Source organism: Leisingera sp. G5_S3_59_S7, from assembly GCF_054968485.1.
In genome coordinates this window covers 22370-44063 of the sequence record NZ_JBQKUH010000037.1, presented here as the reverse complement: position 1 = coordinate 44063, position 21694 = coordinate 22370, and the positions used below count along the sequence as shown (strand labels likewise).

General features: G+C 65.2%; 19 protein-coding genes. 7 read left to right on the top strand and 12 right to left on the bottom strand.

Annotated elements, in window-relative coordinates; translation table 11 throughout:
- Positions 1-7 precede the first annotated feature (7 nt).
- The 3 genes from glpK to panB all read right to left on the bottom strand — a co-directional run bounded on the left by glpK (position 8) and on the right by panB (position 3265).
- Positions 8-1498 (bottom strand): glycerol kinase GlpK, encoded by a 1491-nt coding sequence (glpK, locus tag ACTRWG_RS15800; RefSeq protein ID WP_027236095.1) that lies wholly within the window; start codon positions 1496-1498, stop codon positions 8-10.
- A 67-nt stretch (positions 1499-1565) separates the two neighbouring features.
- A complete protein-coding gene (gene panC, locus ACTRWG_RS15795; RefSeq protein ID WP_027236094.1) occupies positions 1566-2426 on the bottom strand; it encodes a pantoate--beta-alanine ligase in 861 nt (286 codons plus the stop codon).
- A gap of 8 nt (positions 2427-2434) precedes the next feature.
- On the bottom strand, positions 2435-3265 hold the full coding sequence (gene panB, locus ACTRWG_RS15790) for a 3-methyl-2-oxobutanoate hydroxymethyltransferase (RefSeq protein WP_027236093.1): 831 nt from the start codon (positions 3263-3265) through the stop codon (positions 2435-2437).
- 164 nt (positions 3266-3429) lie between these two features.
- Between panB and ACTRWG_RS15785 the strand changes: the two genes are divergently transcribed.
- A complete protein-coding gene (locus ACTRWG_RS15785) occupies positions 3430-4908 on the top strand; it encodes an ABC transporter substrate-binding protein (protein ID WP_027236092.1) in 1479 nt (492 codons plus the stop codon).
- Between the two features lie 109 nt (positions 4909-5017).
- On the opposite strand, the gene ACTRWG_RS15780 is transcribed toward ACTRWG_RS15785, so the two are convergent.
- Positions 5018-6142: an acetoin utilization protein AcuC gene (locus ACTRWG_RS15780; RefSeq protein WP_462829576.1), complete on the bottom strand. Its 1125-nt coding sequence runs from the start codon at positions 6140-6142 to the stop codon at positions 5018-5020.
- Between the two features lie 174 nt (positions 6143-6316).
- On the opposite strand from ACTRWG_RS15780, the gene ACTRWG_RS15775 reads away from it, so the two are divergent.
- The 5 genes from ACTRWG_RS15775 to ACTRWG_RS15755 are packed head-to-tail and all read left to right on the top strand — an operon-like array spanning position 6317 to position 11585.
- Entirely contained in the window at positions 6317-7264 is a 948-nt protein-coding gene (locus ACTRWG_RS15775) for an ABC transporter permease (protein ID WP_027236091.1), read from the top strand.
- Entirely contained in the window at positions 7261-8076 is an 816-nt protein-coding gene (locus tag ACTRWG_RS15770) for an ABC transporter permease (protein WP_027236090.1), read from the top strand. Before ACTRWG_RS15775 ends, ACTRWG_RS15770 begins: the two co-directional genes overlap by 4 nt.
- Positions 8073-9665, top strand: coding sequence for an ABC transporter ATP-binding protein (locus tag ACTRWG_RS15765; RefSeq protein ID WP_027236089.1), 1593 nt, complete (start codon positions 8073-8075; stop codon positions 9663-9665). Before ACTRWG_RS15770 ends, ACTRWG_RS15765 begins: the two co-directional genes overlap by 4 nt.
- Positions 9662-10135: a GNAT family N-acetyltransferase gene (locus ACTRWG_RS15760; protein ID WP_027236088.1), complete on the top strand. Its 474-nt coding sequence runs from the start codon at positions 9662-9664 to the stop codon at positions 10133-10135. Before ACTRWG_RS15765 ends, ACTRWG_RS15760 begins: the two co-directional genes overlap by 4 nt.
- On the top strand, positions 10128-11585 hold the full coding sequence (locus tag ACTRWG_RS15755) for an aldehyde dehydrogenase family protein (protein ID WP_462829574.1): 1458 nt from the start codon (positions 10128-10130) through the stop codon (positions 11583-11585). The genes ACTRWG_RS15760 and ACTRWG_RS15755 overlap by 8 nt, the downstream gene beginning before the upstream one ends.
- Before the next feature lie 82 nt (positions 11586-11667).
- Here ACTRWG_RS15755 and pncB read toward each other — a convergent pair whose 3' ends face one another.
- The 3 genes from pncB to pncA all read right to left on the bottom strand — a co-directional run bounded on the left by pncB (position 11668) and on the right by pncA (position 15949).
- A complete protein-coding gene (pncB, locus tag ACTRWG_RS15750) occupies positions 11668-12957 on the bottom strand; it encodes a nicotinate phosphoribosyltransferase (protein WP_027236086.1) in 1290 nt (429 codons plus the stop codon).
- 64 nt (positions 12958-13021) lie between these two features.
- Positions 13022-15283: a PAS domain-containing hybrid sensor histidine kinase/response regulator gene (locus tag ACTRWG_RS15745; RefSeq protein WP_462829573.1), complete on the bottom strand. Its 2262-nt coding sequence runs from the start codon at positions 15281-15283 to the stop codon at positions 13022-13024.
- Positions 15284-15352: 69 nt separating this feature from the next.
- Positions 15353-15949: a bifunctional nicotinamidase/pyrazinamidase gene (gene pncA / locus ACTRWG_RS15740; protein WP_260028767.1), complete on the bottom strand. Its 597-nt coding sequence runs from the start codon at positions 15947-15949 to the stop codon at positions 15353-15355.
- Between the two features lie 179 nt (positions 15950-16128).
- Here pncA and trhO point away from each other — a divergent pair, with 179 nt between their 5' ends.
- On the top strand, positions 16129-17040 hold the full coding sequence (gene trhO / locus ACTRWG_RS15735; protein WP_462829571.1) for an oxygen-dependent tRNA uridine(34) hydroxylase TrhO: 912 nt from the start codon (positions 16129-16131) through the stop codon (positions 17038-17040).
- Between the two features lie 220 nt (positions 17041-17260).
- Here trhO and ACTRWG_RS15730 read toward each other — a convergent pair whose 3' ends face one another.
- The 5 genes from ACTRWG_RS15730 to napF are packed head-to-tail and all read right to left on the bottom strand — an operon-like array spanning position 17261 to position 21693.
- The gene (locus ACTRWG_RS15730) at positions 17261-17929 is read right to left on the bottom strand and encodes a NapC/NirT family cytochrome c (protein ID WP_027236082.1); all 669 of its coding nucleotides are present in this window, start codon (positions 17927-17929) and stop codon (positions 17261-17263) included.
- Complete coding sequence (locus ACTRWG_RS15725) at positions 17929-18399, bottom strand: nitrate reductase cytochrome c-type subunit (protein ID WP_027236081.1); 471 nt, start codon at positions 18397-18399, stop codon at positions 17929-17931. Before ACTRWG_RS15725 ends, ACTRWG_RS15730 begins: the two co-directional genes overlap by 1 nt.
- Before the next feature lie 8 nt (positions 18400-18407).
- On the bottom strand, positions 18408-20906 hold the full coding sequence (gene napA / locus ACTRWG_RS15720) for a nitrate reductase catalytic subunit NapA (RefSeq protein WP_260028769.1): 2499 nt from the start codon (positions 20904-20906) through the stop codon (positions 18408-18410).
- Positions 20903-21181, bottom strand: coding sequence for a chaperone NapD (locus ACTRWG_RS15715; RefSeq protein WP_027236079.1), 279 nt, complete (start codon positions 21179-21181; stop codon positions 20903-20905). Before ACTRWG_RS15715 ends, napA begins: the two co-directional genes overlap by 4 nt.
- Positions 21178-21693: a ferredoxin-type protein NapF gene (gene napF / locus ACTRWG_RS15710; protein ID WP_027236078.1), complete on the bottom strand. Its 516-nt coding sequence runs from the start codon at positions 21691-21693 to the stop codon at positions 21178-21180. The genes ACTRWG_RS15715 and napF overlap by 4 nt, the downstream gene beginning before the upstream one ends.
- Between the last annotated feature and the right edge of the window lies 1 nt (position 21694).

Genomic DNA, 21694 nt, shown 5'->3' with positions numbered 1-21694 from the left:
TGCTGCTTTATACCCCGATCACCGCCTGCACCGCGCGCTGCCAGCGGGCATATGCTGCCTCGCGCGCAGCGGGCTGCATCAGCGGCGCGAACTGGCGGTCGAGCTTCCAGGTGTCGGCAAAGCCGGTTTGATCCGGATAGATCCCGGCCCGCATCCCCGCCAGCCAGGCGGCGCCCAGCGCGGTGGTTTCCTGCATCACCGGGCGGTCGACGGCTGCGCCCAGCAGGTCCGACAGGCTTTGCATCGTCCAGTCGCTGGCGCTCATGCCGCCGTCGACGCGCAGGGTCACGGTGTGGTGGCTGTCGTCCTCCCAGTCGGAGCGCATCGCCTCGTACAGATCGCGGGTCTGGTAGGCAACGCTTTGCAGCGCGGCGCGGGCGAATTCCGCGGGGCCGGAGTTGCGGGTGAGGCCGAACATGCCGCCGCGGCATTCCGGCTCCCAATAGGGTGCGCCGAGGCCGGTGAAGGCGGGCACCAGGATCACGTCCTGGCCCGGGTCGGCGCGCAGGGCCAGTTCGCCGGACTCAGCAGCCTGTTCGATGATGCCCAGCCCGTCGCGCAGCCATTGCACCGCAGCGCCGGCGATGAAGATCGAGCCTTCCAGCGCATAGGTGGGCTTGCCGTCCAGCTGATAGGCGATGGTGGTCAGCATCCGGTTCTTGGACACAACCGGCTGATCGCCGGTATTCAACAGGGCAAAGCAGCCCGTGCCATAGGTGGATTTCATCATTCCCGGCTGGAAACAGGCCTGGCCGATGGTGGCCGCCTGCTGGTCGCCCGCCACGCCAAGGATCGGCACAGCGCCGCCCAGGATTTCCGGGTCGGTGGTGCCGAAGTCCGCGGCGCTGTCCTTCACCTCCGGCAGCATCTGCTGCGGCACGTCCAGAAGATCGCTGATGGTGCGGCTCCAGCGACCCTTGCGGATGTCATACATCAGCGTGCGCGCGGCATTGGTGGCGTCTGTCACGTGGGAGGCGCCGCCGGTCAGGCGCCAGATCAGAAAGCTGTCGACGGTGCCGAACAGCAGATCCCCCGCCGAGGCCCGGTCCCGCGCGCCCGGAACCGTGTCGAGGATCCATTTCACCTTGGTGCCGGAGAAATAAGGGTCCAGCAGCAGACCGGTGCGGTCAGCCACCATGTCAGCATGGCCCGCTGCGCGCAGTTCCTCGCAGATGGCGGCGGTGCGGCGGTCCTGCCAGACGATGGCGTTGTGGATGGCCTTGCCGCTGGATTTGTCCCAGACCACGGTGGTTTCGCGCTGGTTGGTGATGCCGATGCCGGCAATCTCCTTGGCCGAAACATCCAGGTCCGCCATCACCTTGCGGCAGACCGCGACGGTGGTCTCCCAGATCTCCTCCGGGTCATGCTCCACCCAGCCCGCCTGCGGGTAATGCTGGGTGAATTCCTGCTGTGCGGTGCCCGCGACCTGCATTCCCGCATCAAACAGGATTGCCCGGGTCGACGTGGTGCCCTGATCAATTGCCAGAATATAGGTCATCGGCTGCCCTCCAGTCTCCTCTGACCGGAGAGCATAAACGTAAAAGTGTTACCGCTGCCAGCCCCTACTAAGAATTTAGTTGAGGAACCGCGATATTGTCGATGAGACGGATGCCATCCAGCCAGGCGGCGGCCAGAAGACGGGCAGGACGGGAGGGGGTCTCCAGTGCCTCCAGCGTTTCGGCGCAGCGCAGGTCGAAGTATTCCACGTCGCCGAACCCTGCCTCAGCCAGCGCTTGGCGCGCGGCGGCTTCCAGCGGTTCCCAGGGTTCGCCGGCGGTGGCCTTGGCGGCCGCCTCGCGCATGGCCGCGTTCAGGGCCGCGGCCTTGGCCAGCGCCTCTTCCGGCAGCAGCAGGTTGCGCGAGGACATGGCAAGGCCCGACGGCTCGCGCACGGTCTCGCAGCCGATCACCTCGATCGGGATATCCAGATCGCGGGCCATGCGGGTCACCACCATCAGCTGCTGATAGTCCTTCTGGCCGAAAAACGCCTTGTCCGCGCTGGTCTGCAGGAACAGCTTGGCCACTACCGTCGCAACCCCGTCGAAATGGCCGGGGCGGAAGGGGCCCTCCATCACCGCGGTGATGCTGCCGCCGACGGAGACATTGGTGGCATAGCCATCGGGGTAGATCTGATCCGGGTCCGGCACATAGATCAGATCAACGCCATAGGGCGCGAGCTTTTCCGCATCTTCGTTTTCGGTGCGCGGGTAATTCGCCAGATCCTCGGCGTTGTTGAACTGCTTGGGGTTCACAAAGATGGTCACGATCACCCGGTCGCAGGCCTGTTTGGCGGCCTCCACCAGCGACAGGTGGCCTGCGTGCAGCGCCCCCATCGTCGGCACCAGGCCGATGGTTTCACCAGCGCGGCGCCAGTCCGCCGTCTTGGCGCGCAGATCAGCCAGGCGGCGCAGGATCGGGGCAGTCATGTCAGCAGTCATCCTTTGGAGGGCGCCTGATCGGCAAAGACGTGCTCTGCCGCGGGGAAGGTCCGCGCCCGCACTTCGGCGGCGTATTCGGAGATGCCGGCCTCTGCCAGCGGGCCAAGGTCGGCGTAGCGTTTCACGAACTTCGGCTTGAAGGCGGTGAAGAAGCCCAGCATGTCATCAACCACCAGGATCTGCCCGTCGCAGCCGGCGCTGGCGCCGATACCAATGGTGGGGATCGCGACCTCTGCGGTGATCTTGTCGGCCAGTTTCTGCGGCACCTTTTCCAGCACAACTGAGAAGGCCCCGGCGTCGGCGACCGCGCGGGCATCGGCCAGCACTGCCTCTGCCTGCGCGTCACGGCCCTGCACCTTGTAGCCGCCCAGGGTGTTGATCGACTGCGGCGTCAGGCCGATGTGGGCCATCACCGGGATGCCGCGTTTGACCAGGAAGCGGATGGTTTCGGCCATCTCCACGCCGCCTTCCAGCTTGACCGCGGCGCAGCCGGTTTCCGCCATCAGCCGGGCAGCGTTGCGGAACGCCTGCTGCGGGCCTTCCTCGTAACTGCCGAAGGGCATGTCGATCACCAGCATCGCCTGGCTGAGCCCCCGCGCGACCGCCTGGCCGTGCAGGATCATCATCTCCATCGTCACGCCCAGAGTGGAGGTGAGCCCATGCAGCACCATGCCGACGCTGTCGCCGACCAGCACGAAGTCGCAGTGCTTGTCCATCAGCCGCGCCATCGGCGTGGTGTAGGCCGTCAGGCTCACCAAAGGGGTTCCGCCCTTGCGGGCCCGGATGTCTTCGGCGTTGGGCGCCTGTTTCTTGGCTGTTGCGCTCATGGCTTCCTGTCCGCGGTTCAAGAGTGGGCACGGATTATCAATTTACGCCGCGTGCTTCCAGTGGGCGAAATGTCCCCCACCCTTGATTACGCTTGGGAAACAGGGAAACTCGTTTCCAATAGGCGCCGAACACGGCCCGCAGATTGTACACGGGGAGTTTTCCAATGGCATTGAAATCACTTGTTTTTGCGGCCGGTTCCGCATTGGCCCTGGCGGCGGGCGGCGCCTGGGCCAAGGACAGCGTCACCATCGCCATGCAGCTGGAGCCGCCGCATCTGGACCCGACCAGTGCTGCCGCGCAGGCCATCGACTCGGTTGTCTACAGCAACATTTTCGAGGGGCTGACCCGGTTCATGGGCGATGGCTCCGTGGTGCCGGGGCTGGCGGAAAGCTGGGAAATTTCCGGGGACGGCACCGTCTATACGTTCCGCTTGCGGGAGGGGGTGACCTTCCACGACGGCAGCGCGATGGATGCGGAAGACGTGAAATTCTCGCTCGACCGCGCCCGGGCCGAGGACAGCACCAATGCGCAGAAGGCGCTGTTTGAGGGGATTACAGCGGTCGAGGCGGTAGACCCGCAGACGGTGCGGATCACGCTAGAGGCGCCGAACGGCAGCCTGCTCTTCAACCTTGCCTGGGGCGACGCGGTGATCGTGGCACCCGAAAGCGTTGAGGACATCAAGACCAATCCGGTCGGCACCGGCGCCTTTACGTTCCAGGAATGGGTGCAGGGCGACCGTATCACGCTGGCGCGCAACCCGGACTATTGGGGGGAGCAGCCCGCGCTGGCCTCGGCCAAGTTCAAGTTCATCTCGGACCCGACCGCTGCGTTCGCCGCAATGATGGCGGAGGATATCGACGCCTTCGACAACTTCCCGGCGCCGGAGAATCTGCCGCAGTTCGAGGCCGATCCGCGGTTCCAGGTGCTGGTCGGCTCGACCGAGGGTGAGACGATCCTGTCGACCAACAACAAGCAGCCGCCGTTTGACGACATCCGGGTGCGCCAGGCGCTGGCCCATGCCATCGACCGGCAGGCGATCATCGACGGCGCCATGTTTGGTTACGGCACCCCGATCGGCACCCATTTTGCGCCGCACCATCCGGCCTACAAGGATTTGACCGGCATGTCCGCCTATGACCCGGAGCAGGCCAAGGCGCTGCTGGCGGAGGCCGGTTTCACGGAGGGGTTCGAGACCACCCTGCACCTGCCGCCGCCCTCCTATGCGCGGCGCGGCGGAGAGATCATCGCAGCACAGCTGGCTGCGGTGGGGATCAAGGCCGAGATCATCAACGTCGAATGGGCGCAATGGCTGGAGACCGTGTTCCGCGGCAAGACCTTTGGCCTCACCATCGTTAGCCATACCGAGCCGATGGACATCGGGATCTATGCCCGGCCCGAGTATTACTTTCAGTATGACAGCAAGGCGGTTCAGGAACTGATGGCCAAGCTGAACGCGACCACCGACCCGGACAGCCGCACCGCGCTGCTGCAGGAGGCGCAGGAGATGATCGCGGCGGATTATGTGAACGGCTACCTGTTCCAGCTGGCGAAACTGGGCGTGGCCAAAGCCGGACTGCAGGGGCTGTGGGAGAACGCGCCGACAGCGGCCATTGACCTGACGGCGATCAGCTGGGCGGAGTAGCGATCGCCCCTGTTCACGAAGGGCAGCGCCCGTCCCGGCGGGGTGGGAAGCGAAGCGCCCGCCCCGTGGGGGGCGGGACGGGCGCTGCCCGGCCTGCGGCCAGGCGGTGCTAACTTTGAAGCCTGCGTCTTGTTCGCAAGAACTGCACGCGTTCCCGGATTTCCTGCCGCACCTCTCCACCCCGCGGCTGATCGCGCAATGTAGTAAACCAATGCTCCGGCGGGTTGCGGCCCAGGCGGTTGCCGTTGAACTCCAGCCCGCGCAGGATCGCCTCGCCCGCCGCCGGCAGCCTTTTGGGCACCTCGAAGCCGTTCAGCGCGGCCCAGACCCCGGCCCAGAGCCGCCCGACCGACCACGGGTTATAGCCGCCGCCGCCCAGCACCAGATAGCGCGGCGCCATGCCCATCAGCGCCCGCACCACCGCCCAATGGGCGTTGTTCGAGAGGTCCAGATGCGGCAGCGGATCTTCGGTAACGGCATCCGCCCCGCATTGCAGCACGATGGCATCCGGCCGGAACGCCTCTACCGCCGGCAGGATCAGTGCATCGCGGATATGGGCCATCTCGTCGTCATTGAAACCGCGCGGCACTGGCAGGTTCAGGGCGGAACCGCCCGCGTCCTCCTCCAGCGTGCCGGTCTTCGGCCAGAGGTTTTCCTCATGCACCGAGATCATCAGCACATCCGCGTCGCCGGCAAAGCCGTGCTCCACCCCGTCGGAATGGTGCGCGTCGATGTCCACATAGGCGATCCGCTGCGCGCCGTGATGGCGCAGCGACAGCATCGCCAGAACCGGGTCGTTCAGATAGCAAAAGCCGTTGGCCCGGTCCGGCATCCCATGATGGGTGCCGCCCGCGGGGTTATAGACGATGCCGCCCTGCGCCAGCAGCTCCCCCGCCAGGATCGACCCGCCCGCAGCCGTGGCCGGGCGGCGGAAGATTTCCGGGAACACCGGGTTGGAGATGGTGCCAAGATGATGCCGCGCGCGCACCGCTTCGCTCACCGCCTGCGCCGCTTCTGCTGCCTGCAGTGCTGCGACGTAGTCCGGCGTATGCCAGACCGTCAGCGCCGCGGGCTTGGCGCGGGGTGAGTTCACATAGACCGCATCCGGCAGCCAGCCCAGCGCACGCGAGAGGTCCATCACGGTAGACACCCGAGGCACCCGCAAGGGATGGGTACGGCCATAGGACGAGGTGCGGTAGATTTCCGAACCGATGAACAGGGGGCGGGACAGCATGGCACAGTGATAGCCTGCTCCTGCCTGCATGCGGAAGCCCTGCTTGCCGCCATACCGCCCCGCACCGGCAGTTCCGCCCCAACCCTTTGACGCTGCGCCTTTATTACACTCCGCGGCTGTTTTGCCGCCGCGCCCCTCTGGACCGCACCGCCGCGCGCTCCTAACGTGGCGGCTATGCTGCGTTACGCCCTGAAACGCCTGTTATCGCTGATCCTCAGCCTGGCTGTTGCCTCGCTGGTGATTTTCCTTGTGGTGGAGGTGGCGCCCGGCGACCCCGCATCGTTCATGCTGGGCGTCAATGCGCAGGCGGACACGGTGGCGGCCCTGAGGGCGGAGCTGGGTCTGGATCAAAGCAAAGCCGCCCGTTACCTCAGTTGGGTGGCAGGGATGCTGGGCGGCGATTTCGGCACCTCTTACACCTACCGGACGCCGGTTGCGGGGATGATCGCCGACCGGCTGTGGGTGTCGCTGCCGCTGGCGCTTTTTGCGCTGACGCTGTCGACGCTGATCGCCTTTCCCGCGGGCATTTACGCCGCCGCCCGCCGCGGCAAGCCGGGCGACATGGCGGTGATGGGCGCGACCCAGCTGGGGGTGGCAGTCCCGAACTTCTGGTTTGCGATGATGCTGGTGCTGATCTTTGCCATCAACCTGCGCTGGTTCGGGGCCGGCGGGTTTCCGGGCTGGGAGGCGGGGATTTGGGCCGGGCTGCATGCCCTTACCCTGCCCGCCATTGCGCTGGCCCTGCCGCAGGCGGCGATTCTCACCCGCGTCATGCGCTCGGCGCTGCTGGATATCCTGGGTGAGGATTTCATGCGCACCGCCCGCGCCAAGGGTCTGACCCGGCGCCAAGCGCTGTGGCGGCACGGGGTGCGCAACGCCCTGATCCCGGTGCTGACGATCATCGGCCTGCAATTCTCCTTCCTGCTGGCGGGCGCCATCATCATCGAGCAGGTGTTCTTTCTGCCCGGCCTTGGACGGCTGGTGTTCCAGGCGATTTCCGCGCGCGATCTGATCGTGGTGGAATCGGTTGTGATGCTGCTGGTTTTTGCCGTCATCACGGTGAACTTCCTGGTCGATCTCGCCTATGCGCTGGTGGACCCGCGGCTGAGGAGCCGGGCATGACCCGCAACCTGATCCTTGGCGCTGTTCTCTCCTCGCTGGTGCTGCTGGCGGCGCTGGTGTCGTTTGTCTGGACGCCGTTTGACCACACTGCGATGAACATCCCGGCCAAGCTGCAAACCCCAAACGCGCAGCACTGGCTGGGCACCGATCATTTCGGGCGGGACCTGATGTCGATGATCATGGTGGGCGCGCGCACCTCCATCGCCGTCGCCCTGGTCGCGGTTGGCATCGGCATGGGCGCTGGCGTGCCGCTGGGGCTGACAGCGGCGGCGCGCAAAGGCTCCTGGCTGGATGAGATGATCATGCGCGGCAATGACTTGGTCTTTGCCTTCCCCTCGCTGGTGATTGCGATCCTGATCACTGCTGTTTTGGGGGCTGGCGCCATCAACGCAATTATCGCCATCGGGATCTTCAACATCCCCGTCTTTGCCCGCATCACCCGCGGCGCGGCACTAAGCCTTTGGGAGCGGGAATTCATCCTGGCCGCCCGCGTTGCCGGGAAAAGCGCGGCGCGGATCTCAGCGGAGCATATCCTGCCCAACGTCACTAATCTGCTGATCGTGCAGGGCACAATTCAGTTCTCGCTTGGCATTCTGGCCGAGGCGGGCCTGTCCTATGTCGGCTTGGGCGCGCAGCCGCCAACCCCCAGCTGGGGGCGGATGCTGGCCGATGCGCAGACCATGGTCAGCTTTGCGCCGCATCTGGCGCTGGTGCCGGGCACCGCGATCATCTTGACGGTGATGGGGCTGAACCTGCTGGGCGACGGGCTGCGCGACCATTTGGACCCGAAACTGCGGGTGGCGCGGACATGACCCTGCTGGATGTAACCCATCTGTCACTCGACATCGGCTGCTATCCGGTGCTGAAGGATGTCTCATTCCACATCGAGCCGGGCGAAATCGTCGCTGTCACCGGCGAAAGCGGCTCTGGCAAGTCGATGACCGCGCTGGCGGTGATGCAACTGCTGCCTGAGCGGGCCCGGGCCAAGGGCTATGTCACGCTGAACGGCACGCAGTTGCTGGACCAGTCCGAGACGCAGATGTGCGTCCTGCGCGGCCAGTCCATCGGCATGGTGTTTCAGGAGCCGATGACGGCGCTCAATCCGGTCAAGACCATCGGTGCGCAGGTGATGGAAACCATCCTGATCCACAAGGCGATGCCGCGCGAGCAAGCCGAGGCCCGCGCCCGCGAAGTGCTGGAGCGGGTCGGGCTGCCGGAGGACCGCTTCCCGCTCAGCCGTTATCCGCATGAGCTGTCGGGCGGCCAGCGCCAGCGGGTGGTGATCGCCATGGCTATCGCCCTGCGCCCCAAGCTGCTGATCGCGGATGAGCCGACGACGGCGCTGGACGTGACCACACAGGCGCAGATCCTCGGCCTGTTGAAGGATCTGGTGCAGGACTATGGCATGGGGCTGTTGATTATCACCCACGATCTGGCGGTGGTCGCGGATCTGGCCGACCGGATCGTCGTCATGCGCCATGGCGAGGTGGTGGAGACCGGCCACACCGGCTGGCTGCTGCGCAATATGCGCCACCCCTACACGCGGATGCTGTTCGCGGCCTCGAACCACAAGGTGGCCTTGCCCGATCCGCCCGCCCCGGCCCCGCTGCTGGAGGTCAAAGGGGCTGTCCGCGACTACAAAACCCCGCGCCCGTCGCTGTTTGCCAAACCCGGCACGTTCCGGGCGGTGAATGATGTCTCCTTTACCCTGAACCGCGGTGAACGGCTGGGACTGGTGGGTGAGTCCGGCTGCGGCAAGTCGACACTAACACGGGCAATTCTGGGTCTGGAGCCGCTGCAGGACGGGGAGATCCGGCTGGATGGCGCACCTGTGACGACTCAGCTGGATCCCGCGATCCGGCGCAAGATGCAGGTGGTGTTTCAGGATCCTTACGGCAGCTTCAACCCGCGCCACCGGGTGGACCGGCTGATCACCGAACCCTTCCATATGCTGCCCGATCCGCCCTCTGGCGCCGCGCGCAGGGATCTGATCGCCGAAACCCTGACTGCCGTCGGGATGAAACCGGAGGATGCCGGCAAATACATCCACCAGTTCTCCGGCGGGCAGCGCCAGCGCATCGCCATTGCCCGCGCCCTGATCACAAGGCCGGAGCTGATCATCTTTGACGAGGCGGTCTCGGCACTGGACGTCTCGGTGCGCGCCCGCATCCTCGACCTGCTGGCAGAGCTGTGCGCGGCCTACAGCCTCACCTATCTGTTCATCAGCCACGACCTGAGCGTGGTGCGCACGATCACAGACCGCTGCCTGGTGATGCAAAAGGGCGAAATCGTCGAACAGGGCGGGACTGAAGAGGTGTTTTCCAATCCCCAGCACCCCTACACGCGCCAATTGATCGCCGCCGCGCCGGTGCTGCCGGATCTGGATCAGGGGGCCGCATGAGCCTGGCGTTGTCGCTGATCGTGCCGCGGGAGCAGGCGCTGCTGGCAGCGGCGCTGGCGCCCTATTTTGCAGAGGTGGCGCCCGATGCCGCCATCGACCCGACGGTCCGCGCAGGCCAGATGCTGAACCGCAAGGACGTGACCGCCTTCTGGATCCGCAAGGACACCCAGCGCATCGGCTTTGCCATCGTGCTGAACCTGCCCGACGACCGGCGCGAGCTGTCGGAATTCTGCATCCTGCCGCAGCACCGCCGCCTGGGCTGGGGCCAGCAGGCTGCCCGGATCATCCTGCGCGAGTTTCCGGGCCGCTGGCGCATGGGGCTTTCGAAACACTCGCGTGAGGCGGTGGCCTTCTGGGGCACCAGCCTCAGCGCCATGCCCGGCATCCGGGACTTGCGCGAAGGCGCACCCTTCACCGAACATCAGATTAAAAGCTACAGCTTCGACATCGCAGGAGCGCATGATGACTGACACTTCCCCGCTATGGTTCGACCCCGCACTCTGCCTGATTGGCGGCAAGTGGATGCCCGCGGCCAGCGGCGGCACCCTGCCGCTGGTGAACCCTTCGGACGGCAGCGAAATCTGCCACATCGCCCGCGGCGGCGCGGCGGATATCGAGGCCGCGGTGCAGGAGGCACAGGCGGCGCTGGACGGCGGATGGGGCCGCATGACCGCGCTGGAGCGGGGCCGCATCCTGAACCGGATCGGCCAGTTCGTGCTGGAGCGGGTGGAGCTGCTGGCTGCGCTGGAGGCAATGGATGTGGGCAAGCCGCTGACCCAGGCCCGCGCCGATGCGGTGGCGCTGGCGCGCTACTGCGAGTTCTACGGCGGCGCGGCGGACAAGGTGATGGGGGAGACCATCCCCTATCTGGACGGCTACACCGTCTATACCCTGCGCGAGCCGCATGGGGCCACAGGCCATATCGTGCCCTGGAACTATCCGATGCAGATCATCGGCCGGTCCGTCGGCGCGGCCCTGGCGATGGGCAATGCCTGCGTGCTGAAACCGGCAGAGGAAGCCTGCCTGACCGCCTTGGCATTCGCCCATATCGCCATGGAGGCCGGGCTGCCCGCGGGTGCTCTGAACGTGGTGCCGGGATTGGGGGCTGAGGCCGGGGCGGCGCTGGCCGGGCATCCCGGCGTGCATCACATCTCATTCACCGGGTCGGTGCGCACAGGGGCGCTGGTGCAGCAGGCGGCGGGGGCCAATGTGGTGCCGGTCACGCTGGAGCTGGGCGGTAAATCCCCGCAGCTCGTGTTTGACGACGCCGATCTGGACGCTGCGCTGCCGTTCCTGGTCAATGCAGGCATCCAGAACGCGGGCCAGACCTGTTCGGCCTCCTCGCGCATTCTGGTCCAGCGCGGGGTGTATGAGGAGGTGAAGACGCGCATGGCGGAGGCCTATGGCGCGCTGACCGTGGGTCCGGCGGCAGAGGATCTGCGGGTCGGGCCGCTGATCTCTGCCCGGCAGAAGCAGATTGTCGAAGGGTATCTGAAACAGGGGGCAGACCTGCCCGTGGCGGCACAGGGGCAAATTGTGAGCCAGGCGCCGGAAAGCGGCGCCTATGTGCGCCCTACCCTGTTTGCGGACGTGCCGGAGGATCATGCGCTGGCGCGGGAGGAGATCTTTGGCCCGGTGCAGGTGCTGATCCCGTTCGACACAGAAGAGGACGCGCTGCGGGTTGCCAATGCCACTGACTACGGGCTGGTCGCCAGCGTCTGGACCCGCGACGGGGCGCGGCAGATGCGGCTGGCGAAGAAATTGCGGGCGGGCCAGGTCTTCCTCAACAACTACGGGGCCGGCGGCGGGGTGGAGCTGCCCTTTGGCGGGGTCGGGAAGTCCGGACACGGGCGCGAGAAAGGCTTTGAGGCGCTCTACGGGTTTTCGCAGCTCAAGACCGTGGCGGCGCATCACGGCTGAGGACACGCGCCTCTTTCATCTTTCCCAAGTACTCCGGGGGTGAGGCCGCCAGGCCGAGGGGGCAGCGCCCCCTCCTGTGCCCTCAGACGATAACGTCCTGCCGCTCCTGCTCTCCGACACCGAACACGCGCTTGTAGCGCGCGATTTCCTCCGGCGGGCCCATCGCCTTTTCCGGGTTGTCGGACAGTTTCACCGTCGGCCGGCCATTGGCGGCAACCGCCTTGCAGACCAGCGAGAAAGGCGCCAGCGCATCGTCCGGAACCAGGCCGCGGAAGTCGTTCGTCAGCAACGTGCCCCAGCCGAAAGAGACCTTGGTGCGGCCCGAAAACTGCGCGTGCAGGTCCTGGATCTGCGGCACGTCGAGGCCGTCGGAGAAGATCACCCGCTTTTCCGCCGGATCCTCGCCGCGCTCCTTCCACCAGTTGATCGCCACCTCGGCGCCCTTGGCCGGGTCGCCGCTGTCGATGCGGATGCCGGTCCAGCCCGCCAGCCAGTCCGGAGCGCGGTCCAGGAAGCCTTGGGTGCCATAGGTATCGGGCAGGATGATGCGCAGGTTGCCCTCGTGCTCATCATGCCAGTCGGACAGCACGTCATAGGGGGCCTGCGCCAGGTCCGCGTCGCTGTCCGCCAGCGCCGAATAAACCATCGGCAGCTCATGGGCATTGGTGCCGATCGCCTCCACCTCGCGGCGCATGGCGATGAGGCAGTTGGAGGTGCCGGTGAACTTCTCTCCCAGCCCCTCGATCATGGCCTGCACGCACCAGTCCTGCCACAGAAAGGAGTGGCGGCGGCGGGTGCCGAAATCGGCAATCGTCAAGCCGTCAATCTCGCGCAGGCGCTCAATCTTTTCCCAGACGCGGGTCATGGCGCGGGCATAGAGCACCTGCAGCTCAAACCGGCCCATCTTGTCCAGAACCGCGCGCGAGCGCAGCTCCATCAGCACCGCAAGCGCCGGGATTTCCCACAGCATGACCTCGTGCCATTTGCCCTCGAACGTCAGCTCATACTGATCGCCCTTGCGCTCCAGATGGTAGGGCGGCAGGCGCAGGCCCTCAAACCACTCCATGAAATCCGGGCGGAACATCTGGCGTTTGCCATAGAAGGTATTGCCGCGCAGCCAGGTGCTTTCGCCGCGGCTGAGCGACAGCGAGCGGATGTGGTCCAGCTGTTCGCGCAGCTCGCCCTCGTCTATCAGCCGGGCCAGCGGCACATGGGTGGAGCGGTTGATCAGCGAGAAAGTCACCGTGGTGTCCGGCTTGTTGCGGAACACCGACTGGCACATCAGCAGCTTGTAGAAATCGGTGTCGATCAGCGACCGGATGATCGGGTCGATCTTCCATTTGTGATTATAGACGCGGGTTGCAATATCCACCGGCGGCCTCGTGCTTAGGGAGTCATTGTTTGATAGGATAGCGCGCCTGCGGGGGCAAAGGAAATCAGCCCGCGCGGCGGGACTGCGCCTGCGGCGCCAATTGCACCAGCAGGTCCAGAAGCTTGCCGCGGTTGACGGGTTTGCTCATGAATTCGTCCATGCCGGCGGTCAGGCAGGCCTCGCGGTCGGAGTCGAAGGCGTTTGCCGTCAGCGCAACAATTGCGGGCTGCGGCCGCGCCAAGGCACGGATCGCGCGGGTGGCTTCCAGCCCGTCCATCTCCGGCATCGACATGTCCATCAGGATGATATCCGGGGCAAACGCCTCGAACTGCGCAACCGCTTCGCGCCCGTTTTCGGCGAAGACCACCTCCGCCGGGGTGGGCTGCAGAAATTTCTCCATCAGCACCCGGTTCACTGCGTTATCTTCCGCCACCAGTACCCGCAGCCCTTCCAGAGCGGCCATGCCGCCCGCCTGCGGCGCAGCGGCGGGCACTGCTGCCAGCTCTGCCCGGGGCGGATCCAATTGCAGCCGCACGGTAAAACAGGACCCCAGCCCCACTTCGGAATTCACCGTAATGCTGCCGCCCATCGCCTCTGCCAGACGGCGTGAAATGGCGAGCCCGAGACCAGTGCCGCCAAAGCGGCGGCTGATGGCGGCATCCGCCTGGGAGAAGCGTTCGAACACCTTGGAGAGCATATCCTTGGGGATACCGATCCCGGTGTCAGCAACGGAAAACACCAGATCGAAGCCCTGCTCTGCCGGTTCGGCATCCAGCGTCACCAGCACGCGGCCGTGTTCGGTGAACTTGATCGCGTTTCCGGCAAGGTTCAGCAGGATCTGGCGGATCCGCCGGTCATCGCCGTGCAGCTGTGCCGGCACGCGCTCCTTGATGTCCAGCAGAAGATCCAGCCCCTTGGCTTCCGCCTCAGCACCCAGCAGGCGCATGGTTTGCTCGAAACAGGCGCGCGGGTCAAAATCAGTGCGGCTGAGGGCGACCCCCTCGGCATCCATTTTGGAGAAATCCAGGACATCGTTGATCAGCATCAGCAGGGTATCCGCCGAGCTGAGAATGGCGCCGGCGTAAAGGTCCTGTTCTTCGTTCAGGCCGCTGTCGCGCAACAGTTGCGCCATGCCGATCACCCCGTTCATCGGGGTGCGGATCTCATGGCTCATCGTCGCCAGGAACTCCGCCTTGGCACGGGCGCCTTCCTCAGCCGCGATCCGCGCCTCTTCCAGCTGCCGGGCGTGTTCCTTGGCGGCAGATATATCACGTTCCACCGCGATCAGGGTTTCCAGTTCCCCGTCGCTGTTGCGCATTGCCACCTGGCTGGTCTCGATCCAGACGTGCTGCCCGTCCTTGCGCCGGTTGCAGATTTCCACCCGCACCGGACGGGCCTTGCGGACGCTGTCCTGCAGCAGCCTGATGGTGGCAGAATCGGTCTTGCCGCTGTTCAGCAAGTCGCCGGGCAGCCGGCCCAGCGCCTCGTCAAAGGAGTAGCCGGTGATGCGGGTGAAGCTCTCGTTGACCCAGGTGATCCGCCCCTCCCGGTCCATCAGCATCACGCTGTCATTGGCGTTTTCCGCGACCAGCGCCAGGCGTTTGGCCTGCATCTGCTGAGCGGAGAGTTCAGCATAGGCGGCTTCCAGTTCCTGCTGCTGCTGGGCCTGCGCCAGCATGTTGGCGCGCGTCCGGCTGAAGTTGCGCCTGACAAAGCCGAGGAACCATAAATAGGACGTATAAAACACCAGCAGACCGGCCAGATGCAGCTGGTAAGATGCCGCCATTTCCGGGGCCTCAAGGATCGGGAACATGAGGAAGGCAACCGGCAGAGCCGCATAGGTGACCAGTTTGGCGATGACGGCCTGCGGATGGTAGGGCAGCACCAGCCCGGCATTGATTGCCGAGCCCAGAAGCAGGCCGACCGTGAACAGCGGCTCTGCATGGGCCTCCGGCTGCAGGGACTGTAACTCAACCCAGAACGGAAGCGACGCAGCCGCGCTGAGCGCCAGCCCGTGCAGGAGGGCGGTCAGCGCTGTCAGCAGCCGCAAGACGCCCTCGCTCATCCCGCGGCTGGCCAGGTGTCCGGCCCGGCGCAGCAGCAAGCAATCCACCGCATCCCCGGCACAGGTCACGGCATAGGCCAGCAGCGCATAATGAAACGGGACGATCAGCCCCAGAACAAGAAACGCCATTCCCACGTAGAGCTGGCGGCCCCAGAACATCCGCACACGGCCGCGGGCGTAGCGCAGCAGCAGCTCCAGCGAGCCGTACCGCTTGTAGTAGCTGGCCAGCGGGCCGGTGGCGGCCCCGTCCGTAATATCCATCAAAACGCCTTGCCGTCGGTGAGTCCGCACAGCATAGGCCGGCTTTTGTTAATTTTCCGGCAAGTCAACTCAGGATTGAAGCGCAATGCCTGCCTCTTTCATCTGGTCCAGGGCCGCCTGCAGCGAGCCGTCCAGATCAATCGCCCGGCAGGCGGCCAGGTCAACCGTCACGTCAAACCCAAGCCGGGCGGCGTCCAGCGCCGTGAAGGCAACGCAAAAATCGGTGGCCAGTCCGGCCAGAGTCAGCCGGGTTATGCCCCGGCTGCGCAGGTAGCCCTCCAGCCCGGTGGGCGTGGCCTTGTCGTTCTCGAAAAAGCCGGAATAGCTGTCGATTGCGGGGCGGAAGCCCTTGCGGATGATCAGGTCGCCATCGGTGCGCAGATCCTTGTGGAAGGCCGCCCCCTCGGTGCCCTGCACGCAGTGATCGGGCCATAATACCTGGGTCCCATAGGGCATCTCCACTGTCTCGTACGGGGACTTGCCCGGATGCGCAGAGGCGAAAGAGGAATGCCCCGCCGGGTGCCAGTCCTGGGTCAGGATCACGGCGTCAAACCGGTCCATCATCGCGTTGATGGGGGCCACCACCTCATCCCCGCCAGGCACGGCCAATGCGCCGCCCGGGCAGAAGTCATTCTGCACATCCACAACGATCAGGGCCTGGGTCATCGGCAACTCCTTTGCTGGCTTGCACAATTTGTAACGGGACAAGTGCCGCTTGGGAACTCCCGCTGGCGGGCGGCGGGCCGGCGCAGGTGAAAACATACATGCAACGCCCTTGTTTTATTGGCCGCGCGCAGGTGGTTCTTGGTCTTGAAAACCGCGCGCCATGGTTCTAAGGCCGGGGCATGTACACGATTGCTGCCCTCTATCACTTCACCCGTTTTCCCGATCCCGCCGCCATCCGCCCGGCGCTGCTGGAGCTGTGCCAGGCGCAAGGCGTCAAGGGCTCGCTGCTGCTGGCGCAGGAGGGGATCAATGGCACCATCGCCGGCCCGCGCGCAGGCATTGATGCGGTGCTGGCCCATATCAAATCCCTGCCGGGCTGCGCGGCGCTGGACTGGAAGGAAGCCACCGCGGCCGAGCCGCCCTTTGGCAAGATGAAGGTGCGGCTGAAGAAAGAGATCGTCACCATGGGCCAGCCGGACGTGGATCCGCTGGCGTCTGTCGGGCATTACGTCGAGCCGGAGGAATGGAACGATCTGATCCGGCAGGACGATGTGGTGCTGATCGACACCCGCAACGATTACGAAGTAGCAATCGGCACCTTTGAGGGCGCGATTGACCCCAAGACCGAAAGTTTCCGCGACTTCCCCGCCTGGTGGGAGGAGAACAAGGACCGCTTTCACAACAAGCGGGTTGCGATGTTCTGCACCGGCGGCATCCGCTGCGAGAAATCGACCAACTACCTGCTGGGCCAGGGGGTGGAGGACGTCTATCACCTGAAGGGCGGCATCCTGCGGTATCTGGAGGAAATGCCCGCCGAGAACAGCACCTGGGAAGGCGAATGCTTTGTGTTCGACAACCGGGTGTCGGTCGGCCACGGGCTGGTGGAAGGCCCGCATGAGCTGTGCCACGGCTGCCGCCGCCCGATCCTGCCGGAGGACAAGGCGCGTCCCGAGTTTGAGCAGGGCGTCAGCTGCCACCTGTGCATTGATGAAACCTCGGAAGAGGACAAGGCGCGGTTCCGCGAGCGGCAGAAGCAGATGAAGCTGGCGCGCGAGCGCGGCGAGGATCACCTGGGCAGCATCCCGCTGTAAGCCGTGCGCGGAAACAGACAGGCAAGGGTGCTGCACCTGTTCGGCCACCTTACCGTATTGCGGTGAGCGTCTGCCCGGGCGGGGGCGGAACGCGCCCGCCGTGGGGCGGGCAGGCGCGTGCCCGCCGCTGGCGCGACGGGCCAGTGACTACAATTGCAAGGCATGAAAAAGGCCGCTGCCCGTCGGGACAGCGGCCTTTTTGTCTTCCGGTACTGCAGCGTCAGTCGCTGCTCAGGCCCAGATAACTGCGGGTGCTGGCCAGGAGGCCCGCTCCGTGGGCCGGGGCCAGCAGGCCCGCGTGGTCTTCGCCTTCGGCTGCGGCCATATCGGGCAGCTGGTGGGCGATGCCCTTGTGGCAGCTGATGCAGGTCTTTTCGCCGGTGAACAGGAAGCGCTCATGCGCGTCCGCCGCCCGCTTGGACTGGCGGGTGATGTCCATCGACTCGTCGGAGTGGCAGTTGCGGCATTCCAGCGAGTCGTTGGCCTCAAGCCGCGCCCATTCGTGCTGCGCCAGTTCCAGGCGGTGCTCCAGGAACTTCTCCCGCGTGTTGATGGTGCCGAAGATCTTGCCCCAGACCTCCTTGGAGGCCTGCATCTTGCGGGCGATCTTGTTGGTCCAGTTGTGCGGCACGTGGCAGTCCGGGCAGGAGGCCCGCACACCGGAGCGGTTGGAATAGTGGATCGTTGGCTTCAGCTCCTCGAACACGTTGTCGCGCATTTCGTGGCAGCTGGTGCAGAAGGCCTCAGTGTTGGTGACCTCAAGTGCGGTGTTGAAGCCGCCCCAGAAGATGATGCCCATCACAAAGCCGCCCATGGTCAGGAAACCGAGCGAGAAATAGGCGCTGGGACGCCTGATGATCCACCAGAGACGTTTCAGAAAACCCCACATCAGTCAGACCCGCCCTGTTTGGAATGGACGTAGTCCAGCACCTTGTCCACATCGACGAACTCATTCTCGACCAGCGGCCGGGCATTGGTCTGCACCACGTGGCACTGGGTGCAGAAATAGCGCCGCGGGCTGACCGCGCCGAGGGTCTGGCCCTCGCGGTTCATGAAGTGGGTGACCGAGATCATCGGCGCCTGGCTGACTTCCACAGCCGTGCGGCTGTGGCAGGTCAGGCATTTGTTGGAGTTCAGATCGACCTGGTAGTTGTCGGTCTTGTGCGGGATCAGCGGCGGCTGATCCGGGTAGTTGCGCACCTGGCGGATGTCGGTGTTGACGATGCCGGGGATCTGAGTGGCTTCGCCCTGCGCGTCCAGCGGCGCGGTGTTGCGCAGCGTGGCGACCTGGTTCTGGGCGAAGGCGGCCGAAGCCAGCAGGATCGGTGCGGCCAGGATGGCGAGACGGAGATGTTTCATGACGGGCCTCACACTGCTTCGATACGGACTGCGCATTTTTTGAAGTCCGTCTGTTTCGAGATCGGATCGGTGGCGTCCAGCGTGACCTTGTTGATCAGCCGGCGCGCATCGAACCAGGGCACAAAGACCAGGCCTTTGGGCGGCTTGTTGCGGCCGCGGGTTTCAATCCGGGTGCGGATTTCGCCGCGCCGCGAGATCACCCGCACCTCGGTGCCGCGCCGGAAGCCCTGGGCCTTGGCGTCATCCGGGTGCATATAGCAGAGCGCATCCGGCACCGCCTGATACAGCTCCGGCACCCGCTGGGTCATCGAGCCGGAGTGCCAGTGCTCCAGAACCCGGCCGGTGGTCAGCCACATCGGGTATTCCTCATCCGGGCTTTCCGCCGGCGGCTCATAGGGCAGTGCAAAGATCACCGCCTTGCCGTCGGGCTTGCCGTAGAACTCATAGTCCGAGCCGGGTTTGACGTAGGGGTCAGAGCCTTCTTTGAAGCGCCAGCGGGTTTCCTTGCCGTCCACAACGGGCCAGCGCAGGCCGCGCACCTCGTGGTAGGTGTCGAAGGGCGCCAGATCGTGCGCCTTGCCGCGGCCGAATTCGGCGTATTCCTCGAACAGGCCCTTCTGGATGTAAAAGCCGAAGTCCTCGGATTCGTGGTTGCCGTATTCGCGGGCCTTCTCGGACAGCTCGTATTTGTCGACCTTGCCGTTGGCGAACAGCACCTCGAACAGGGTCTTGCCCTTGTACTCGGGGTTGGCGTCCAGGATTTCGGCCGGCCAGACCTCATCCGTGGTGAAGCGCTTGGAGAATTCAGCCAGCTGCCACAGGTCGGACTTGGATTCGCCCGGTGCGTTGACCAGCTGATACCAGAACTGGGTGCGGCGTTCGGCGTTGCCGTAGGCGCCTTCCTTCTCCACCCACATGGCGGCGGGCAGGATCAGGTCGGCGGCTTCTGCCGTCACCGTCGGATAGGCGTCCGACACCACGATGAAGTTGTCGGGGTTGCGGTAGCCCGGCAGCCCTTCCTCCATCATGTTGGGGGCGGCCTGCATGTTGTTGTTCACCTGCACCCAGTAGCAGTTGATCTTGCCGTCCTTCAGGTCGCGGTTCTGCTTCACCGCGTGGGAGCCGACCCAGCCCGGAACGGTGCCTTCGGGCAGCTTCCAGATCTTTTCGGCATAAGCGCGGTGTTCGGGGTTCTTGACCACCATGTCAGCCGGCAGGCGGTGCGAGAAGGTGCCGACCTCACGCGCGGTGCCGCAGGCCGACGGCTGGCCGGTCAGCGAGAACGGCGAGTTGCCGGGGGTGGAGATTTTGCCGGTCAGCAGGTGGATGTTGTAGAGCAGGTTGTTCACCCAGACACCGCGGGTGTGCTGGTTGACGCCCATAGTCCAGAGCGACATCACCTTGGTGTCGGGATCGGCATAAAGCTTGGCGATCTTCTCCAGCGTCTCGGCCGGGACGCCGGACATTTCCGCCGCTTTTTCAAGCGTGTATTCGGAAACGAACTCGGCAAATTCCTCAAAGGTCATGTCCGAGGCACCGCCGGCCTTGCCGGCGTTCTCGGCTGCCTGTTCCAGCGGGTGCTCAGGACGCAGGCCATAGCCGATGTCCTGGTTGCCGCGCTTGAAGTTGACGTGCTTGCCGACAAAATCCTTATGCACCGCGTCGTTCTGGATGATGTAATTGGCGATGTAGTTCAGGATCACCAGATCAGAGTGCGGTGTGAACACCGCCGGAATGTCGGCCAGGTCAAAGCTGCGGTGGGTGAAGGTCGACAGCACCGCCACCTTGACGTGCGGGTGGCTGAAGCGGCGGTCGGTGATGCGGGTCCACAGGATCGGGTGCATCTCTGCCATGTTCGAGCCCCACAGCACAAAGGCGTCGGCGTTCTCGAAGTCGTCATAGCAGCCCATCGGCTCGTCGATGCCGAAGGTGCGCATGAAGCCGCCCACGGCAGAGGCCATGCAGTGGCGCGCGTTCGGGTCGATGTTGTTGGAGCGGAAGCCCGCCTTCATCAGCTTGGAGGCCGCATAGCCTTCCCAGACGGTCCACTGGCCGGAGCCGAACATGCCGATGCCCTCGGGGCCCTTTTCGGCCAGGGTCTTCTTCCACTTCTCAGCCATGACGTCGAAGGCTTCATCCCAGCTGACCGGGGTGAATTCGCCGTTCTTGTCGTATTCGCCGCCCGTCTTGCGCAGCAGCGGCGTGGTCAGGCGGTCGGCGCCGTACATGATCTTGGACAGGAAGTAGCCTTTGACACAGTTCAGGCCGCGGTTGACCTCTGCCTGGGTGTCGCCGTGGGTGGCAACCACCCGGCCCGCTTTGGTGGCCACCATGATCGAGCAGCCGGTGCCGCAGAAACGGCAGGCTGCCTTGGACCACTTCAGTTCGGTCAGGCTGGCGTCGGTAACAAGATTCTGCGCTGCCGCGGGGATCGGCAGCCCGGCGGCAAGAGCCGCGGCTGCCGCGGCCTGCGCCTTGATGGCGTCACGGCGTGTAATTCCGGTCATTGAGGGGTTCCTTCTTGAAGGGCGAGTTCCTGGGCATCGCAGGTCTGATGGAAGACAAGCGCCGCGCTGGCGACGCCGTCGAGAAGCTGGATTTTGGCCAGGGCATCGCCAATGGCGCGGTCACTGTCCGCTTCGAACAAAACGACGATTTTGCCCGAGGGGTCTGTTTGCGAGATTTCGGCGCGCGGCATGGATTTGATTTCGGCCAGAACGGCCTCCATCTGCTCCGGGTTGCTGCGCACCAGCAGGCTGGAGATATGCAGTTCTTCTGTCACCCGGGGCTCCTTTGCTGGCGGGGGTCGCGGATCGCGATTGCGTTGTTGGGACAGGTGGCAAGGCAGGCACCGCAGCCGGTGCAGGCACTGGCGTCCACCTGGATGGCGCCTGCCGGACGGACAGACAGATCCATCCGCAGGGCGCGGGGGTCGCAGATGTCGGTGCACAGCTGGCAGGTGATTCCCGCAGACAGCAGGCAGCTGCTGCCGATGTCCACGGTCACCGGCCAGGGCGCGGGCTGCTCCAGGTCGAACACAGGCTCCGGGCAGGCCTCGGCGCAGGCGGCACAGAAAGTGCATTCACCGCCGCGGAAACGGATCCGCGGGCGGCCCCGGCCGTCGATCTCGATAATCTCTTCCGGGCACGCCTCCGCGCAGGCATTGCAGCTGGTGCAATGCGCCTGCACCCGGGCCTCATCGGTCCAGGGCGGGCGGAACTCCGGCTCGGGCCGGGCGACCCGTCCGGTCAGGAAGGCGCGCCGGGAAGGGGCTGTGCTGGCATGGGCTGGCATC

What these genes read in the sequence shown, in the direction of transcription:
- ACTRWG_RS15780 (WP_462829576.1), bottom strand. Translation starts at nt 6,142, where the DNA reads ATGCTGTCCCGCCCCCTGTTCATCGGTTCGGAAATCTACCGCACCTCG.
- napA (WP_260028769.1), bottom strand. Translation starts at nt 20,906, where the DNA reads ATGACCGGAATTACACGCCGTGACGCCATCAAGGCGCAGGCCGCGGCA.
- ACTRWG_RS15755 (WP_462829574.1), top strand. Translation starts at nt 10,128, where the DNA reads ATGACTGACACTTCCCCGCTATGGTTCGACCCCGCACTCTGCCTGATT.
- ACTRWG_RS15775 (WP_027236091.1), top strand. Translation starts at nt 6,317, where the DNA reads ATGCTGCGTTACGCCCTGAAACGCCTGTTATCGCTGATCCTCAGCCTG.
- ACTRWG_RS15765 (WP_027236089.1), top strand. Translation starts at nt 8,073, where the DNA reads ATGACCCTGCTGGATGTAACCCATCTGTCACTCGACATCGGCTGCTAT.
- panB (WP_027236093.1), bottom strand. Translation starts at nt 3,265, where the DNA reads ATGAGCGCAACAGCCAAGAAACAGGCGCCCAACGCCGAAGACATCCGG.
- ACTRWG_RS15760 (WP_027236088.1), top strand. Translation starts at nt 9,662, where the DNA reads ATGAGCCTGGCGTTGTCGCTGATCGTGCCGCGGGAGCAGGCGCTGCTG.
- panC (WP_027236094.1), bottom strand. Translation starts at nt 2,426, where the DNA reads ATGACTGCCCCGATCCTGCGCCGCCTGGCTGATCTGCGCGCCAAGACG.
- napF (WP_027236078.1), bottom strand. Translation starts at nt 21,693, where the DNA reads ATGCCAGCCCATGCCAGCACAGCCCCTTCCCGGCGCGCCTTCCTGACC.
- trhO (WP_462829571.1), top strand. Translation starts at nt 16,129, where the DNA reads ATGTACACGATTGCTGCCCTCTATCACTTCACCCGTTTTCCCGATCCC.
- ACTRWG_RS15770 (WP_027236090.1), top strand. Translation starts at nt 7,261, where the DNA reads ATGACCCGCAACCTGATCCTTGGCGCTGTTCTCTCCTCGCTGGTGCTG.
- ACTRWG_RS15725 (WP_027236081.1), bottom strand. Translation starts at nt 18,399, where the DNA reads ATGAAACATCTCCGTCTCGCCATCCTGGCCGCACCGATCCTGCTGGCT.
- ACTRWG_RS15745 (WP_462829573.1), bottom strand. Translation starts at nt 15,283, where the DNA reads ATGGATATTACGGACGGGGCCGCCACCGGCCCGCTGGCCAGCTACTAC.
- glpK (WP_027236095.1), bottom strand. Translation starts at nt 1,498, where the DNA reads ATGACCTATATTCTGGCAATTGATCAGGGCACCACGTCGACCCGGGCA.
- pncA (WP_260028767.1), bottom strand. Translation starts at nt 15,949, where the DNA reads ATGACCCAGGCCCTGATCGTTGTGGATGTGCAGAATGACTTCTGCCCG.
- ACTRWG_RS15785 (WP_027236092.1), top strand. Translation starts at nt 3,430, where the DNA reads ATGGCATTGAAATCACTTGTTTTTGCGGCCGGTTCCGCATTGGCCCTG.
- ACTRWG_RS15730 (WP_027236082.1), bottom strand. Translation starts at nt 17,929, where the DNA reads ATGTGGGGTTTTCTGAAACGTCTCTGGTGGATCATCAGGCGTCCCAGC.